At 60.0% G+C, this 15,514-nt stretch carries 15 protein-coding genes and 1 tRNA gene; 4 read left to right on the top strand and 12 right to left on the bottom strand.

Going from position 1 to position 15,514, the window contains the following annotated elements; genetic code table 11:
• Positions 1-27: 27 nt before the first annotated feature.
• A tRNA-Thr gene (locus WKS99_RS11990) sits at positions 28-102 on the top strand.
• A gap of 299 nt (positions 103-401) precedes the next feature.
• Here the strand turns inward: WKS99_RS11990 and metG are convergent.
• The 4 genes from metG to mnmA form a co-directional block, all read right to left on the bottom strand.
• Positions 402-2,372, bottom strand: a complete 1,971-nt coding sequence (gene metG, locus WKS99_RS11985) for a methionine--tRNA ligase (RefSeq protein WP_147573223.1) — start codon at positions 2,370-2,372, stop codon at positions 402-404.
• 26 nt (positions 2,373-2,398) lie between these two features.
• Positions 2,399-3,268 carry a hypothetical protein gene (locus WKS99_RS11980; protein WP_340406198.1) on the bottom strand — a complete coding sequence of 290 codons (870 nt, stop codon included), beginning with the start codon at positions 3,266-3,268 and terminating at the stop codon, positions 2,399-2,401.
• 112 nt (positions 3,269-3,380) lie between these two features.
• Complete coding sequence (locus tag WKS99_RS11975) at positions 3,381-3,683, bottom strand: hypothetical protein (protein ID WP_147573227.1); 303 nt, start codon at positions 3,681-3,683, stop codon at positions 3,381-3,383.
• Positions 3,684-3,716: 33 nt separating this feature from the next.
• Positions 3,717-4,793: a tRNA 2-thiouridine(34) synthase MnmA gene (mnmA, locus tag WKS99_RS11970; protein WP_340406195.1), complete on the bottom strand. Its 1,077-nt coding sequence runs from the start codon at positions 4,791-4,793 to the stop codon at positions 3,717-3,719.
• Between the two features lie 306 nt (positions 4,794-5,099).
• On the opposite strand from mnmA, the gene nrdD reads away from it, so the two are divergent.
• A complete protein-coding gene (nrdD, locus tag WKS99_RS11965; protein WP_147573229.1) occupies positions 5,100-7,226 on the top strand; it encodes an anaerobic ribonucleoside-triphosphate reductase in 2,127 nt (708 codons plus the stop codon).
• A 102-nt stretch (positions 7,227-7,328) separates the two neighbouring features.
• Positions 7,329-7,847, top strand: a complete 519-nt coding sequence (gene nrdG, locus WKS99_RS11960) for an anaerobic ribonucleoside-triphosphate reductase activating protein (protein ID WP_340406191.1) — start codon at positions 7,329-7,331, stop codon at positions 7,845-7,847.
• 47 nt (positions 7,848-7,894) lie between these two features.
• On the opposite strand, the gene WKS99_RS11955 is transcribed toward nrdG, so the two are convergent.
• The 8 genes from WKS99_RS11955 to WKS99_RS11920 all read right to left on the bottom strand — a co-directional run bounded on the left by WKS99_RS11955 (position 7,895) and on the right by WKS99_RS11920 (position 14,367).
• Positions 7,895-8,476, bottom strand: a complete 582-nt coding sequence (locus WKS99_RS11955; RefSeq protein WP_340406189.1) for an ATP-binding cassette domain-containing protein — start codon at positions 8,474-8,476, stop codon at positions 7,895-7,897.
• Positions 8,473-9,252 (bottom strand): ABC transporter permease, encoded by a 780-nt coding sequence (locus WKS99_RS11950; RefSeq protein ID WP_262670171.1) that lies wholly within the window; start codon positions 9,250-9,252, stop codon positions 8,473-8,475. The genes WKS99_RS11955 and WKS99_RS11950 overlap by 4 nt, the downstream gene beginning before the upstream one ends.
• Positions 9,239-10,315, bottom strand: a complete 1,077-nt coding sequence (locus tag WKS99_RS11945; RefSeq protein ID WP_340406186.1) for an ABC transporter substrate-binding protein — start codon at positions 10,313-10,315, stop codon at positions 9,239-9,241. Before WKS99_RS11945 ends, WKS99_RS11950 begins: the two co-directional genes overlap by 14 nt.
• Positions 10,316-10,354: 39 nt before the next feature.
• Positions 10,355-11,011: a Crp/Fnr family transcriptional regulator gene (locus tag WKS99_RS11940; protein WP_340406184.1), complete on the bottom strand. Its 657-nt coding sequence runs from the start codon at positions 11,009-11,011 to the stop codon at positions 10,355-10,357.
• 218 nt (positions 11,012-11,229) lie between these two features.
• On the bottom strand, positions 11,230-11,784 hold the full coding sequence (locus tag WKS99_RS11935) for a Fe-S-containing hydro-lyase (RefSeq protein WP_147573238.1): 555 nt from the start codon (positions 11,782-11,784) through the stop codon (positions 11,230-11,232).
• A gap of 39 nt (positions 11,785-11,823) precedes the next feature.
• On the bottom strand, positions 11,824-12,651 hold the full coding sequence (locus tag WKS99_RS11930) for an alpha/beta fold hydrolase (protein ID WP_240288411.1): 828 nt from the start codon (positions 12,649-12,651) through the stop codon (positions 11,824-11,826).
• A 23-nt stretch (positions 12,652-12,674) separates the two neighbouring features.
• Complete coding sequence (locus WKS99_RS11925) at positions 12,675-13,514, bottom strand: fumarate hydratase (RefSeq protein ID WP_240288409.1); 840 nt, start codon at positions 13,512-13,514, stop codon at positions 12,675-12,677.
• A gap of 127 nt (positions 13,515-13,641) precedes the next feature.
• A complete protein-coding gene (locus WKS99_RS11920; protein ID WP_186851848.1) occupies positions 13,642-14,367 on the bottom strand; it encodes a DUF554 domain-containing protein in 726 nt (241 codons plus the stop codon).
• A 158-nt stretch (positions 14,368-14,525) separates the two neighbouring features.
• Here WKS99_RS11920 and WKS99_RS11915 point away from each other — a divergent pair, with 158 nt between their 5' ends.
• Positions 14,526-15,491 carry a D-2-hydroxyacid dehydrogenase gene (locus WKS99_RS11915; protein WP_340406180.1) on the top strand — a complete coding sequence of 322 codons (966 nt, stop codon included), beginning with the start codon at positions 14,526-14,528 and terminating at the stop codon, positions 15,489-15,491.
• Positions 15,492-15,514 lie beyond the last annotated feature (23 nt).

The following is a 15,514-nucleotide window of genomic DNA, read 5'->3' as shown; positions in this document are numbered from 1 at the left end:
GAATCGGTATAATATCATTTGTTATCCGCTAGTGTGGCTCAGGGGTAGAGCAGCTCACTCGTAATGAGCAGGCCGTGGGTTCGATTCCCACCACTAGCTCCACGTCGGAGCAAAGTCCGCTTTGCTCCGACGTCTTTTTATGCCTGGGGCAAAAAAGACGTCATCCGCCCGCTTCCCTGCTCCTCCTTTTCAACTGCGGCCCGCTCCGCTGGGCACACAGTTGGTGGGCCGCACTGTGGGCGGCATTTTTCGCCATGAAGAAATATCGATTTTGACCGTCCCTGCCAGCTCGTCGCAAGCGATATGTCGCTTGCGACGAGCTTTTTCATTGTAAAGAAAGGCACGACTTACGTCGTGCCTTTCTGAAAAAATAGGAAGTTTTCGATCATCAGCCCATGCACTCAGCACATCTTGGCGCCAGCGGGGATCTTGTCGTCCAGCATAAGCAGATTCAGGACCTCAGCGCCCTTCTCAGTGTGGACGGCGGAGATGAGCATACCGTTGGACTCCAGGCCCATCATTTTCCGGGGCGGCAGGTTGACGATAGCCATGAGGGTCTTGCCTACCAGGTCCTCCGGCTTGTACCATTTGGCGATGCCGGACAGGATCTGACGGTCGGTACCGGTGCCGTCGTCCAGGGTGAATTTCAGCAGCTTCTCGCTCTTCTTCACATTCTCACAGGCCTTGACCTTGACTGCTCGGAAGTCAGACTTACAGAAGGTGTCAAAGTCCACCTTGGCCTCCAGCTGGGGCTCTATTTCCAGGTCCGGGAGGGCGGACTTCCGGGCGGCTTCAGCCGCCGCCTCCAACTGGGCCAGGGCCTTCTCTGTGTCTACACGGGGGAACAGGTTTTCCCCCCGCTGGACGGTGACATCCCTCCGCAGGGAGCCGTAGACGGCGGCGCTGTCCCAGGTGCGGCACTCCTGGCAGGCGCCGATTTGGTCCAGTACCTTTCCGGCGGAGCCGGGGATAAAGGGGGTCAGCAGGATACCGGATACCCGCAGTACCTCCAGCAGGTTATACATGACCCGTGCCAGACGGGGACCGTTGGCCTCCATGTCCTTGGCCAGCACCCAGGGGGCGTTCTCGTCGATATACTTGTTGGCCCGGCCGATGACCTTAAAGATTTCCGCCAGGGCGTTCTGGAAGGCGTAGTGCTCCATCTGCTCCTCATACTTGGCGCGCAGGGAGGAGATGAGCTCCACCATCTCCCTGTCCATCTCCCCGTCTTCCGACTGATCTTCGGGCAGGGTGCCACCGAAATACTTGCCTACCATGGACACGGTTCGGGAGAGGAGGTTGCCCAGGTCGTTGGCCAGGTCCACATTGATAGTCTGAATCAGCGCTTCGTTGGAGAAGTTGCCGTCAGAGCCGAAGGGGAAGGTGCGCAGCAGGAAGAACCGCAGGGCGTCCACCCCGAACATCTCAGCCAGGATATAGGGGTCCACCACGTTACCCTTGCTCTTGGACATCTTGCCGCCGTCCAGCAGCAGCCAGCCGTGGCCAAAGACTTTCTTGGGCAGAGGCATCTCCATACTCATAAGCATGGCAGGCCAAATGATGGAGTGGAAGCGGACGATTTCCTTACCAACAAAGTGAACGTCGGCGGGCCAGAACTTTTCATAGTCGTGGTACTTGTCGTTGAACAGGCCCAGAGCGGTGGTGTAGTTGAACAGGGCGTCCACCCACACATAGACCACGTGACCGGGGTCGAAGTCCACGGGCACGCCCCAGGTAAAGGAGGTCCGGGATACGCACAGGTCCTCCAGACCGGGCTTTATAAAGTTGTTCACCATCTCGTTGACCCGGCTGCGGGGCTCCAGAAAATCGGTGTCCTCCAGCAGATGCTGGATGCGGTCGGCGTACTTGGAGAGTTTGAAAAAGTAGGCTTCCTCCTCCGCGTCCTGGACGTCTCGCCCGCAGTCGGGGCACTTGCCATCTACCAGTTGGGATTCGGTCCAGAAGGACTCGCAAGGCTTACAGTACTTGCCTATATACTTACCCTTGTAGATGTCGCCCTTTTCATACATCTTTTTAAAGATCTTTTGAATGGCGGATACGTGATAATCGTCGGTGGTGCGGATGAAACGGTCGTTGCTGATGTTCATCAGCTTCCACAGATCCTTGACTCCCTTGGGACCCTCCACGATGCCGTCTACGAACTCCTTGGGAGTAACGCCGGCCTCCTTGGCCTTGTCCTCGATTTTCTGGCCGTGTTCATCTGTACCTGTGAGGAACAGGACCTCATAGCCGGTCAGCCGCTTATAGCGGGCCATGGCGTCGGTGGCTACGGTGCAGTAGGTGTGGCCGATGTGCAGCTTATCGCTGGGATAGTAGATGGGTGTGGTGATATAAAAACGCTTTTTATCCATAGTAAAGCAGCCTCCAATTTATCATGTTATTCCTCGTTCGGAATGGAGCTCTCCTCGCGTTCAGCCCCAGAGGGCATTCGCTCTCCGGCGGGGAAGGAATTGTTGGACAGTAGCGCATATCCATAGCCCAGCAGAGAGAGGAGAAAGGCAGCGGTTAGAGCTAGCTGGAACCAGCTGGGGCCGTCAGCCAGAGAGATTATCCCCAATGAGATGCCCAGCGAAGCGCAGAAGGTAAGCAGCTGAGGGTGGGAGCGGCCAAAGAAGAAACCAGCGGCGAAGTAGTGGCACAGCATCATCAGAATGGTAGCTGCCAGGGAGAAGCCGTACCGCATGGCGACGGGGTCAGTGCCGTGGAGCAGGTGGGTGGCAAACAGCCAGCACAGCCCGGTATAGCCTGGAAGGACAGAGAGCAGGGAGGTCAGCCGGTCCAGCTGGCCCCGATAGGCGGCCCGTCCGACCAGCAGCAGGGCGGCTCCGGAGCCAAAGGTGAGCAGGACCGTCAACAGTAGGACGGGCAGCAGGGCGGCGGGATAGGCGGACAGGTAGGCGTCCCGGCTGATGCGGAAGAGTTGGAACTGGTCCATCCACTCCAGCAGGCCCAGCAGGCCGGCCCCTAAAAAACAGAAGCCGGAGGCGGCCATCAGTCCCATAAAACCGGGAGAGGGACAGAAAAAGGCGTCCAGGAATCCCTCCGGCCTCCTTTTTCCATGGCAGAGGGCAAGAAAGGCCAGGACCAGGAGAGCCGTCAGGGCGAGCAGGGCAAAGGTGGCCGGCGCCCCGTGGAGATAGAGTTGAGTCTGGGCGTCATAGGCGGACAGCCACTGCCAGCGGCGCAGTCCAAAGCCCGCCAGGCCGCCCCCCAGGGCCAGACCCGGCAGGATGATTTCTTTTCGCATTGTATTGTGTGCCTCCTTAAACGGAGAAAGAAGTCGTGCCCACTATCATATACCAGTTTCCTCCAAAAAGCAACAGATATACCAGAGGGCTGCGGGCCTGGAAAAAGAGGGCCTATTTGCCGCCATTCCAGCGGTCCTGGCCTTTCCCGCCGAACTGGAACCACAGGGCCAGAATCAGCAAGATGACACCGATGATTGTGCAGGCGCCGCTGAACAGGGGGGAGATGAGCCCGTTCCGCTCGAGCAGCACGGTAATGGACAGAAAAACCAGGTTGCCAAAGAGCAGGGTGCGGGCAGTGGGGTCCATCCGCTTCCTGGCGCGGTCCTTCTCGTCGGCCAGCTTGGCCTGATTGGCCTGACGTTTGGCATTGATGGTGGACTGGGAGTGGCGCTTTTTATACTTCTTGTGGCTCATGGGTCAGGGAGCTCCTTTCGTATCTGTGAGGAATCAGGGGGTAATGGTGGCCCCACCTACCACCGTGTCACCGTCATACAGGACCACGGCTTGGCCGGGAGTGATGGCCCGTTGAGGCTGGTCAAAAGCGAGGTGGATGGTGTCCGGCCCGGTCTGCTCCACAGTGCAGGGCTGCTCCGCCATGCGGTAGCGGACCTTGGCCCGCAGGCGGACAGGAGCAGAAAGGTGGTCACAGGCGATGAGGTTCAGATCCGCCGCCGTGAGGGTGGAGCCATACAGGCTGTCATTGCAGGAGAGTACCACGGAGTTATCCTGGGGCCGGACCTCCTTGACATAGAGGCGCCCACGGGTGGAGGATACCCCCAGCCCCCGCCGCTGGCCCAGGGTGTAGTCGATGATGCCGGTGTGGGCCCCCAGGACCGCTCCACCCTCATCTAAAAAGGGGCCGGAGGGATAGCTCTTTCCAGTATACTGGCGGATAAAGGAGCCGTAGTCCCCGTCAGGGATGAAGCAGATGTCCTGGCTGTCCCCCTTCTTGGCGTTGATGAGGTCAGCTTGGGCGGCAATGGAGCGGACCTCCTCCTTGGACAGAGCGCCCAGGGGAAACAGGGAGCGGGAGAGCTGCTCCTGGTTTAGACCAGCCAGTACATAGCTCTGGTCCTTCTCTGGATGGGCCGCCTTCTTCAGCAGCCAGCGGCCGCTCCCCCGGTCCAGCTCCAGCCGGGCGTAATGGCCGGTGGCCACCTGATCCCGGCCTGACTCCAAGGCCTGCTGGAGTAAAAAGCCGAATTTGACATACCGGTTGCAGACCACGCAGGGATTAGGGGTAAGCCCCCGCTCATAGGCGGAGGTAAAGGTGTCCAGAACATGGGAGCGGAAAGGGGCGCGGGCATCAAGCACATAGAAGGGAATACCCAGCTTCCCAGCCACGGACCGGGCGTCCTCCACGCCATCTGGAGGTCTGCCATCCTCCCGGCTCCCGTTGACCAGCGCGCCATCAAACATCTTCAGCATAACGCCCACTAGGTCGTGTCCCTCCTGCTGAAGCAGCCAGGCGGCGGTGGAGCTGTCCACACCACCGCTCATGGCCACAGCGATTCGATTTTGCATATGGGGACACCTCCTGCCGGGACAAATAAGGGTCAATCCGGCGATTTGCCGAAATTCGTTACAAAGTATATCACACTTTGGCCCTTGTATCAACCAAAAAGGCCAGAAAGAGGAAAGAAAGTTCCCGTTTTCTCTGGTTTCTTCAAAAAATATATGTTGTATCCGTTGGTAAAAAATAAGAGGTGACATACAAGATGTAGTGGACAAAACAAAAAGGACATGGTATACTTCTCCCCTGACAGTGTCTGGCGGCCATGCCGCCGGTTAGATAGTATACCATAAAGATACGGGAGAGGGAGACCAGCTATGAAAGTGATCAAGCGCGATGGGACCATCGTGGATTATGACCGAAGCAAGATCGTTACCGCCATCGAAAAGGCCAACGCCGAGGTGCCGCCGGAGGAACAGCTTGACCGGGCGCGCATCGACGCCATCATCGACCACATCGAGGGACTCAAGCGCCAGCGGATGCTGGTGGAGGACATCCAGGACCTGGTGGAGCAGGGGCTGGTGGCGGAAAACAAGTTCCACCTGGCCAAGACCTACATCATTTACCGCTATAACCGAGCCCTGGTACGCAAGGCTAATACCACCGACGAGTCTATCCTCTCTCTGCTGCGCAACGAGAACCAGGAGCTGGCAGAGGAGAACTCCAACAAGAACACCATGATCGCAGCCACCCAGCGGGACTATATCGCCGGGGAGGTGAGCCGGGATCTGACCCGGCGCATCCTGCTGCCCGAGCATATCTCCAAGGCCCACGACGAGGGGACCATCCACTTCCACGATGCAGACTACTTTGTCCAGCCCATTTTTAACTGCTGCCTCATCAACATTGGGGATATGCTGGACAACGGCACTGTGATGAACGGCAAGCTCATCGAGAGCCCCAAGAGCTTCCAGGTGGCCTGTACCGTCACCACCCAGATCATCGCCTGCGTGGCCTCCAACCAGTACGGAGGGCAGAGCGTGGATATGAGCCATCTGGGCAAGTATCTCCGCCGCAGCCGGGAGAAATTCAAAAAGCACATCGCCTATGAATGTGCCGGACAGGTGGACGAGGCTACCCTGGAGCGGCTGGTGGCCGACCGTCTGCGGGATGAGCTGAAATCCGGTGTCCAGACTATCCAGTATCAAATCAATACCCTGATGACGACCAACGGACAGTCCCCCTTTGTCACTCTGTTCCTCAACCTCCAGGAAGATGACCCCTATCTGGAAGAGAACGCTATGATCGTGGAGGAGGTGCTGCGCCAGCGGCTGGAGGGTATCAAGAACGAGAAGGGGGTTTACATCACCCCCGCCTTCCCCAAGCTGGTGTATGTGCTGGACGAGCACAACTGCCTCAAAGGGGGCAAATATGACTACATCACGGAACTGGCCGTCAAGTGCTCCGCCAAGCGGATGTACCCCGACTATATCTCCGCCAAGAAGATGCGGGAGAACTATGAGGGCAACGTGTTCTCGCCCATGGGCTGCCGCTCCTTCCTGGCCCCCTGGAAGGATGAGAATGGGAATTATAAGTTCGAGGGCCGCTTCAACCAGGGAGTGGTCTCCCTCAACCTGCCCCAGATCGGCATTCTGGCCAGGGGGGATGAGGAGAAGTTCTGGACGCTGCTGGAGGAGCGGCTGGACCTGTGCTTCGAGGCCATTATGTGCCGGCACAACGCGCTGAAAAACGTGAAGTCCGACTCCTCACCCATCCATTGGCAGTACGGGGCAATCGCCCGCCTGCCCAAGGGGGCTCCCATTGAGCCACTGCTGTACGGCGGGTACTCCTCCATCTCTCTGGGTTATATCGGGCTGTACGAGGTGACCAAGCTGATGAAGGGCTGCTCCCACACCCAGCCGGGCGGCACAGAGTTCGCCCTCAGGCTGATGAACCGGCTGCGCCGGGCCTGTGACGACTGGAAGAAGGAGACGAATATCGGCTTTGCCCTCTATGGCACACCTGCCGAATCTCTGTGCTACCGCTTCGCACGCATTGATAAGGAGCGGTTTGGCACGATACCTGACGTAACTGACAAGGGGTATTATACAAATAGTTATCATGTGGACGTGCGGGAACACATCGACGCCTTTGAAAAGTTCACCTTTGAGAGCCAGTTCCAGAAGATCTCCACCGGCGGGTGCATCTCCTATGTGGAGATCCCCAATATGCGCCACAATCTGGAGGCCATGAAGGAGGTTGTCCGCTTCATCTATGACAATATCCAATACGCCGAGTTCAATACCAAGAGCGACTACTGCCAGGTGTGCGGCTTCGACGGGGAGATCGTCATCAACGACGACAACCAGTGGGAGTGCCCCTGCTGCCACAACAAGGATCGGTCCAAGATGAACGTCACCCGCCGTACCTGCGGCTATCTGGGAGAGAACTACTGGAACGTGGGCAAAACAAAGGAGATCAAGTCCAGAGTGTTGCACCTTTAAGTGAATTAGAAATTGAGGAGGTCGGCTGTGATGGGTCCGTTGCCCCCGTGTTCCCATTTCTAACTCCTTATTCCTCATTCCGGAAAGTTTGGAGGTTTTGCCATGAACTATGCCGATATCCGGCCCATCGACGTGGCCAACGGGCCGGGGGTACGGACTTCCATCTTCGTGTCTGGCTGTACGCACCACTGCAAAGAGTGTTTTAACCCGGAGACCTGGGACTTCGCGTACGGTCAGCCCTTTGGCGGGGAGCAGATACAGAAGATACTGGATTGCCTGTCCAAACCCTACATTCGTGGTTTGTCCCTGCTGGGGGGCGAGCCCTTCGAGCCTCAGAACCAGCGGGCGGTGCTGGAACTGGTCCGGGCGATCCGAGCCCGGTTTCCAGAAAAGGACATCTGGTGCTACTCCGGCTATCTGTTTGAAAGCCTTCGGGACAGCCAGGTGGGAGAATACAGCCAGGAGCTGTTAAAGGAACTGGATGTACTGGTGGACGGGCCCTTTGTCCTGGAAAAGAAGGATTTGTCCCTCCGGTTCCGGGGATCGTCCAACCAGCGGTTGATTGACGTGCCCGCTTCACTGAGAGCGGGGGCGGCAGTGCTGTGGGACGGTGCGGAATAAAATAGAGAACGGGAGCCCCGGCGGTACAGCCGGGGCTCCCGTTTCATTTAGAGGACGCACAGGGGAGGGCCATCCAGAGGGATAACCCGGTCCGCCATGGACAGGATATCCTCCTCGTGACTGGACAGCAGGATAGGCAGGCCCAATGTCCTCATCCTGTCCATGATACGACCGGCCCGCTCCCGGTCCACCCCGGCAAAGGGCTCATCCAGCAGATAGAGCCGGGCGGGGAGGGACAGGCACCGGGCCAGAGCCAGCCGTCTGCCCATGCCGCCGGACAGAGCGGGGGGATAGACGGATGCTTCGCCGCCCAGCTCCACCAACTCCAGCAGTCGGGACACGTCCTTCCAGCGATCCTTGGGCAGTACGTCAGTGAGGTGCTGTCCCACCGACCGCCAGGGGAGAAGGCGGTTTTCTTGAAACAGGATAGCGATCTCCCTGGGACTGATGCCGGAGACCGTGCCGCTCTGGGGCCGCTCCAGACCGGCCAACACCCGCAGCAGGGTGGTCTTGCCGCAGCCGGAGGGACCCCGCAGGGCGGTGATGCCGGCGTCGGGGAGGGAGAGGGAAAAGCGGTCCAGCACCTTTTTCTCTCCAAAGGAGACGCTGAGTGATCGACAGGAGATCACAGCTGAGTCCCCCCCTTCTGCTCCAGCATCAGCCGGAGTCCACGCTCCAGCGCCAGGCTGAGGGCCACCACCACAGCGGTCCAGGCAAAGAGATCCGGGATTTCCAGAGAGAGCTTAGAACTGTAAATCTGAGTGCCCATGGCCAAAGAGGGGGTACATAGCACCTCGGCGGCCACACCGGATTTCCAGGCTAGACCCACAGAGGTGATGAGGGCGGAGAGAAAGTATGGCCGGAGAGAGGGGAGATAGATCAGCCGTATGGCCTTGCTCCGCGAGAAGCGGTAGGCGCGGGCCAGTTCCAGAAGCTGGGCGTCAGTGGCCTCGATGCCGTGGACCAGGTTCTCCCACGTAACCGGCAGAACCATAAGGGCGGAGATGATGGCAGGTACCTGGTCCCGCTGCGTCCATAGCAGGACCAGCAGGATAAAGGAGACCACTGGGGTAGCCCGGATGATTCGGATGGGCGGGCACAGGAGCCGGGCAGACCAGGAGCTGGCGCAGGTAAGACCGGCCAGCAGTCCGCCCAACACCACTCCGGCGAACAGGCCCGCTGCCACCCGGAGAAAGGTGGCCCCCACGGAGGCCCAGAAGGAAACCTGTCCTACCAGAGCGGCCAGGGCGGCCAACACGGTGAGGGGGTAGGGAAGGAGCAGTTCGTTCCCCCGGCCCTCCACATGAAGCTCCACCAACCAGGCGGCAAGCTGCCAAGCCCCCAGCCAGAAGGCCGGGGGCAGCAAGGCGCGGATGAAATTGGGCCGCCCTTTACTCCCCGCCATAGTAGAAGGCGTCGTAGGGCATCCCACCGCCGATGGAAGCGGGGTCGGTACGGAATAGGACGGCGTAGTAGCCCTCCAGAGCGGCGCGCATCTCTTGGCCCGTTAAGAAGGTCAGATTGCACTGGGGAATGGCTGCCTGGGCCACCTGTTCATTGGGGGCGATGCCGTATTTCGCCACTAGGGCGGCTCCGTCAGCAGCGTTGCCCTCCTCCGTCATGAAGGTGATGGAGTCGCCGTACAGGTCTAGCAGAGCGTCGATCAGCATGGGATTTTCCTGGATGAATTCGGTTCGGGCTACCACGCAGCCCATGGGCAGGACCCCTTGATCCAGTTTCTCCCACTCGTCAGACAGGGACAGGGCCTGACGAACGCCGGTGTCCTGTACCATCAGAGCGGTGGCGGCGGGGACAGGGAGCATACAGATGGCCTGTTCCGAGGAGACCATTTTAGCCGAAACCTCCTGGGCGGTCATCCACTGGATGTCTAAGGTAGAGGGGTCCACCCCGTTTGCCGTGAGGAGATGGTCCAATACATACTCCGGGTTTGCTCCCTGGCCAGTGGCGTAAATTGTCTTGCCCCGCAGGTCAGCCATAGAGTGGACGCTGTCCCCTTTCTCCAGAATATAGAGCACCCCCAGAGTGTTGACCGCCAACACCTGAATGGCCCCATCGCTTTTGGTGTACAGATTGGCAGCCACGTTGGTAGCGATGGCGGCCACATCGGCGGAGCCATTGACCAGGGCATCGGTGACCTGATTGTTGTCCGCCACAACAGTAGTGTTCAAAGTAAATGGGGCGTCTGTGGGGGCGCTGCCGGCAGCGTAGCTGTCCACCAAATAAGCGGCCCCGACGCCGGTAGGACCGCTGAGGACCATAAAGTTGATCTCCGGAATATCAGACGGGCCGGGAATCTCCTGGGACGAGTCGCCTGACGAGGAACCGCCGGAGGAGATGTCCCCGGAGGCAGAGCTGGAGGAGTCGTTCTCACTGGCGCTTGGTTTACAGCCGGCTAGGCTGGCCAGCACCAGGGCGGCGCACAGCAAGAGAGAGAGTTTTCGTTTCATGTGGATCATCCTTTCTGATAGAGCGGTGGGGACAGAAGCTCACAGGAACCCTTCCAGACCGGCCGGGTCGGAGATGGAGATGGTCTTTCCATGGCGGGAGATGAGGCCGCTCTCCTCCAGGGACTGGAAAGCCCGATAGAGGGAGGCACGGCTCAAGCCCAGCCGCCGGGCCAGGTCGGTGGCGGCACAGGTGAGCTGCCCCTCCCGGACATTGGCCAGCAGGTACCGAGCCAGTTTTCCCTCGGCTCCGGACTGGACCAGGGATTGCAGCCTGCCGGACAGAAAGCGGATTCGGCCGGTGAGGTAGCGCAGGTAGTTTTCCCGGAGCGGCCCGTCCTGAGCCAGTAAGCGGTCCATGCTGTTCTGAGGCAGCATCAGGCAGCGGCTGCTCCGCCGAGCGGTAATGGTGGTAACAAATTCCGGAGCCTCGGTGTACAGGGCGGCGGCTCCAAACAGATCCCCAGGCTCCAGATAGCTGACGGTCAAAGTCCCCTTGGTGACCTGAAGCCTGCCGGCTAGCAGAATGCCCAGGCAGCGGCAAAAATGGCTTGGACTATACACCGTGGCCCCGGTGGGAAAGAACTCCAGCCGGCCCTCCTGTGTGATTTGGTCCAACAGGGCGGGGGAGCAGTGCCGAAGGAGCGGGCAGCCCTCCAGAATCTCCCAATCTTCTTGGTTCAGCGGCAGAACAGGCACCTCCAAACTGTCTTATTTGATACAGAATGATTGTATGACAGGGGAGAGGAAAAGTCAACCCCGGCTCTGGGTTCCAGAACCGGGGCCAGGGAGTCGATCCTTCCCTGGAGCGTACAGCTCCGGACGGAAGATCCCACCCACCCTCCGACTCAGCTTCTGGAGGTGGGCAGGCTGCTCTGTGATAGCGGCAGGGCCGCCTTCCGCTGCGCTGTCATCCTTTATCGGCTGGCCAGATAGGCCGCCGGGCCGCTCTCATACAGATCCCCGCCGTGGGCGTCCAGGATAACGGTAAGGGGGAAGTCCTCCACCTCCAGGCGGCGCACGGCCTCACAGCCCAGATCCTCCCAGCAGAGGACCTCCAGCGCCTTCACGCTGGATGCCATCAAGGCCCCCGCGCCCCCCAGGGCGGCCAGGTAGACGGCCCCATTCCGGACCACGGCGTCCTTGACTGTTTGGCTGCGTTTGCCCTTGCCGATCATGACGGCTTGGCCCAGGTCCAGCAGGCGGGGGGAGTAGGCGTCCATCCGGCCGCTGGTGGTAGGGCCGGCGGAGCCGATGACCTGTCCGGGGCGCTCTGGGGTGGGGCCCACATAGTACAGGGCGGAGCCCTCCACAGGGAAGGGCAGGGGCTCCCCCCGGTCAAGCAGCTCCATCATGCGCTGATGGGCGGCGTCCCGGGCGGTGTAGACCGGCCCGGACAGCAGAACGGTGTCTCCCGCCCGGAGGGGGGCTAAGTCATCCTTTGACACCGGGGTGGTCAGACGATACTGCATGAAAACAGCCTCCTTAACTGATTGGATGGGTATACAGGGTTACAGGTGGTCCGACAGAAAGCGGTGGATCGTATCCGCGAGCTCTTGTGGGCGGAAGCGGTACAGATCGTGGGGAAGGTCTAACAGATGGAGAGAGGAGACGGAAAAAGCGGAGAGATACGTTCTTGCGCACATCCGCCATTCCTCCTGGGGAAGAGGGGTGCCCTTGCCGTTGGAAACCAGGAACAGCGCGGGGACAGAGGCGGGCGGCCCCTCCTGCTGTACCTGCCGGATGGAGCGGGGCAGGTCCCTTGCCTCATTGACCCATACGACACTGACGAAGTTCCGGCGGGCGGCAGGGGCCAGTTCCCTCCGTTCCGAGGCGGGGAAGCGCTTCAGCAGGGCGCGGGAGGTAAGGCGGAAGAGCAGCCTGCGCTTCCAGCTGGAGCGATGGAGGTCCTCCAGCCGGCGATGGACAGCATCCAGCTCCATGTGCTGATAGACCTGCGGTACAGCGGGGTCCAGCCCAACCAGAGCGGAGACCTCCTCCGGATATTTGCGGGCCCAGTGAAGGGCCTCCAGAAAGCCCATGCTGTGGGCGGCCAGCACCACTGGAAGAGGGCGCTCCAGGGCGGCCAGCACGCCGCGGTATTCCTCTACCACAGTGTCTACATCTCTGGGGGCATCTGTCAGGCCGCTGTGTCCATAGCCGAATTTGGAGGGGATGAGGACCGAGTACCATGGGCTCAGAGCGTCCGCCAGAGGGGCATACTCCAGTCCGGGGAACAGAATGTTGGAACCGGACAGAATGAGAAGGGTGACCGGCCGGACGCCCGTGCAGGATACCTGGAGGCTCCGGCCGTCTATGGCAATCATTTTTTCCTCCATGGCGGGCACCTCCCGATGAGCGCTCACAGTTCAGTCGAGGCCCGGCGGGTGACGTGACAGCTGACATTCACCGCCACGGGCAGCCCCGCCACATGGGTGGGGGCGGTCTCTACGGCCAGCCCCAGGCAGGTGGTCTGGCCGCCGAAGCCCTGGGGCCCAATGCCCAGGCCGTTGATTTCTTCCAGCAGCTCCGCCTCCAGGGCGGCGTAGAAGGGGTCCGGATTGGGCTGGTCAATGGGACGGAGGAGAGCGTGCTTGGCCATGGCGGCCACTTTGTCAAAGGAGCCGCCGATGCCCACACCCAACACCACAGGGGGACAGGGGTTGGAGCCGGCCTGCTTTACGGTGTCCACCACAAAGCGCCGGACGCCCTCCACGCCGTCGGCGGGCTTGAGCATGGCTAGCCGGCTCATGTTCTCCGAGCCGAAGCCCTTGGGAGCCACGGTGATGGTGCATCTGTTCCCCGGCACCAGCCGCAGGGTGATGGCGGCGGGGGTGTTGTCCCCGGTGTTTACCCGCCGCAGGGGGTCGGCCACAATGGATTTGCGGAGATAGCCCTCCCCGTAGCCCCGCTGGACTCCTGTGTGGATGGCCTGCTCAAAGTCCCCCTGAATATGGACCTCTTGGCCCAGCTCCACAAACACACAGGCCATTCCTGTGTCCTGACAGATGGGGAGCTCCTTCTCCCCGGCCAGCTCCAGATTGTCCCACAGCAGGCCCAATGTCTCCTGAGCCAGGGGCCAAGGTTCCTCACGGCGGCTCCGGGCCAAGGCGGCCACGATGTCGGGGGGGAGCTGGGTGTTGGCCCGGACACACAACCGGGCCACTGCGTCGGTGACGGCGGCGGAAGAAATGGTCCTCATATTGGTTACCTCCCGGAATGGATAATCGTTTGATTGGGATGATTGTAACATAGCCCAGTGTGAAATTCAATTTTCTGCTGTTAGTTCCAGGAAAACAGCCGGACCGGGCAAAAGCCGGTCCGGCTGTTCATACCAGGGCGGTGTATAGCGCCCCCACCACCAGCGCGGGGAGCAGATTGGCGACCTTAAACTTGTTGCCGAAGGCAAGATTGACGCCTACACAGAAGATGAGGATAGAGCCCAGAAAGGACAGATTGTTCACCACAGCGGGGCTGAACACCGGAGCCAGAAGTCCGGCGCACAGAGTGACTGTGCCCTGGAGCACACCTACGGGCAAAGCTGAAAAGACAGCCCCCTTGCCGTAGGTGGAGGAGAAGATCATGACGATGATCAGGTCGAGGACGGATTTGGTGAACAGGGTGGAGGGGTCTCCGGTCATGCCGTCCTGGATGGAGCCTACGATGGCCATAGCCCCGACACAGACCGTGAGAGAAGCGGTGACGAAGCCCTGGATGAACTGGCTATCCTCCCCACGGGAGGCCTTCTCCTTCAGCCAGCCCCCCAGCCGCTCCATCCGGCCATCCAGATCCAGCCACTCACCCAGCAGAGAGCCGGCGGCGAGGGCCAGTATCATGCCCAGAGTGCCCCTGGTGTCCAGCCCAGTGAGTACCCCGTCCCGGACCGACAGCATCCCGTTCAGGGTGCCAGCTCCACCGATGAAAATGATGCACAGGCCCATGGCCTGGATCACAGCCTGCTGATAGCGGGCCTTGAGTCCTCCCTTCAGGACCAGGCCGGCACACCCTCCCGCCAGAATGGCCAGAACATTGACCACAGTACCGATCCCCGCCAAAGACGATCCCTCCCAGCCGGGGCCGATGTGGCCCCGCGCGACTGGATTTATTATAGTGCTTCAACGGAAAATGTCAAAGGAAAAGAATTTGCATTGAATTTGGGGATGTGATACAATAAAAAAATAAACGGCCTTGGGCCATAAGGAGGAAAATTTTCATGAAGATTGTGATCCTGGACGGCTATACGGAAAACCCCGGCGATCTGAGCTGGGACGAGCTGGGAAAGCTGGGCGAGCTCACTGTTTATGACCGTACCAGCCTCACCGACGAGGACGAGGCTATCGCCCGCATCGGCGACGCCGAGGTGGTCTTTACCAATAAGACTCCCATTACCAAAAAGGTTATCGACGCCTGCCCCAACATGAAGATGATCAGTATGCTGGCCACCGGCTACAATGTGGTGGACTATGTTTATGCCAAGGAAAAGGGCATTCCCGTCACCAACGTGCCCACCTACGGTACCGCCTCTGTCAGCCAGTTCTCCATCGCCCTGCTGCTGGAGATCTGCCACCACATCGGCCACCATGACGCCTCCGTCCATGCCGGCAACTGGGCCAACTGTGTAGACTGGTGCTACTGGGACTATCCCCTGATCGAACTGGAGGGCAAGACCATCGGTATCATCGGCTTTGGCCGCATCGGCCAGGCTGAGGGCCGGATCGCCAAGGCCCTTGGTATGAACGTGGTGGCTTATGACCTGTATCCCAACGACTCCGGCCGGGCCGTCGCCGAGTATGTGGACCTGGATACCCTGTATGCCAGGGCCGATGTCATTTCCCTGCACTGCAACCTGACGTCCGAGAACACCGGCATGATCAACAAGGACTCCATCGCCAAGATGAAGGACGGCGTCATTCTGATCAACAATGCCCGTGGCCAGCTCATCCACGAGCAGGATGTGGCCGACGCCCTGAACTCCGGCAAGATGGGAGCCGCCGGCCTGGACGTGGTGTACACCGAGCCCATCCGTGCCGACAACCCTCTCCTGAAGGCCAAGAACTGCATCATCACCCCCCACATCTCCTGGGCCCCCAAGGAGAGCCGCCAGCGCATCATGGATACCGCGGTGGAGAACGTCAAGGCCTATCTGGCCGGCGCCCCCATCAACGTGGTCAACCGCTGAAAAACTGGAAAACAGCAGCAGAG

Source organism: Flintibacter sp. HCN-6482 (genome assembly GCF_037892565.1).
Classification (GTDB): domain Bacteria; phylum Bacillota; class Clostridia; order Oscillospirales; family Oscillospiraceae; genus Lawsonibacter; species Lawsonibacter aceti.
The sequence above is the reverse complement of the archived record's forward strand: the minus strand, read 5'-3'. Positions and strand labels throughout refer to the sequence as shown.